This window comes from Paenibacillus barcinonensis (assembly GCF_003217495.1).
GTDB classification, from domain to species: Bacteria; Bacillota; Bacilli; order Paenibacillales; family Paenibacillaceae; genus Paenibacillus; species Paenibacillus barcinonensis.
Map to the genome: position 1 here is coordinate 2805 of NZ_QJSW01000047.1, position 1406 is coordinate 4210.

The window sequence follows — 1406 nt, forward strand, 5'->3', positions numbered from 1 at the left end:
AGAAAAAGAAATAATTTTTTACGCAAAGGATTTGTATAGAAAATGAGTCGTAAATGGAGGATCATATTAATCGTTTTTGCAGCTTTCACTTTATTAGTTGGTGGTTGCGCAGTTACATATCACGTGAAAAATAGTAATATCGTTAAAAAAGCAACGCCTATAGATTAGAATATTTTAAAAAAGAGTATAACGTTGACGTGGAGTTCACGGACTCTCAGGTTTTTGCTGGTTACGTATATCCGAGCGTTGTATTATACGGACATATACAAGGTGATGAGAATGAGGGAATTAAAATAGCGATTAATTATAATACTTATGAGGTTGAACATGTGGGTGGGCCAAAGTGGTTGATACACCAAGAGTAACTTCAGAAGGGAAATATAGCCACATAGTAATACTGCAATGGGATTAACTTTGGATCTTAATAAAAAGAAATGATTTCTTACGCAAAGGATTTGTTTAGAAGATGAGTCGTAGATGGAGGATCATATTAATCGTTTTTGCAGCTTTTACTTTATTGGTCAGTGGTTGTGCAATTACATATCACGTGAAAAATAATAATATCGTTAAAAAAGCAACCCCTATAGGGGTAGAGTATTTTAAAAAAGTATATGACGTAACTGTAGAATTTACAGATTCTCAGGTTATGGGTGAGTATGTCAGACCAGATGTAGTTCTGTATGGATACATTAATAATGATGTAAACGAAAGGATTTCCATAGCGATTAATTACAACACGTATGAAGTGCAGTATGTTGGCGGACCAGAGTGGCTGTTAGAGAAGGGAGAAAAAATACTTCTCCGAATTAATAGTGAGGTAAGACTATGCTTCGTCTGAGGAATATTACTGTGATACTTGTGATTTTGTAAGTCTTAGGAGGTTGCAGAGGAAGAATAACTGAGAGGCATTTCAAAGATCAAGACATTTTAGATAGAGCAGAAGCAATATCGATAGATTATTTGAAAAGTATGTATAAATTGGGTGTAACTATTACGAAAAAAGAGATGATGCCTAAGATGGCAATGAGTTGGGTGACTGTGTATGGTTACGTAAAAGGTCACAAAGAACAAACATTTAGTGTTTCTATTAATTATGAGACCAATCAAAAAGAGTCTTTTATGTATAGTCAACAATTAAAGAAAGTATTGCAAGCAGAAGGAAGGCTCCAATAATTAATATAGGCTTTTACATATGTAGAGAACGTAAATTCAAGGATTTCAAAATAACAAAAATCAATTCATCGGAGGATGGGACAAATGAAAAAAATCATGTTACCTATAATGAGTGCAGTGTTAGGCATGTCAGCATTGCTTTCTTCGCAGGCTTCGGCAGCCACAACTTTTAAAGACGTGCAGGCGAATCACTGGGCAAAATCGGCTATTGAATCGGCTGTATCCAAAGGATA

At 34.9% G+C, this 1406-nt stretch carries 2 protein-coding genes; both read left to right on the forward strand.

Annotation, left to right across the window (positions count from 1 at the left end; translation table 11 throughout):
* Positions 1-466: 466 nt before the first annotated feature.
* Positions 467-838, forward strand: a complete 372-nt coding sequence (locus tag DFQ00_RS28405; protein WP_110899745.1) for a hypothetical protein — start codon at positions 467-469, stop codon at positions 836-838.
* A gap of 131 nt (positions 839-969) precedes the next feature.
* Entirely contained in the window at positions 970-1173 is a 204-nt protein-coding gene (locus DFQ00_RS29695; protein WP_244214030.1) for a hypothetical protein, read from the forward strand.
* Positions 1174-1406: the final 233 nt, after the last annotated feature.

Excerpts from the sequence above, each read along its gene's own strand:
- DFQ00_RS28405 (WP_110899745.1), top strand. The coding sequence starts at position 467 with ATGAGTCGTAGATGGAGGATCATATTAATCGTTTTTGCAGCTTTTACT.
- DFQ00_RS29695 (WP_244214030.1), top strand. The coding sequence starts at position 970 with ATGTATAAATTGGGTGTAACTATTACGAAAAAAGAGATGATGCCTAAG.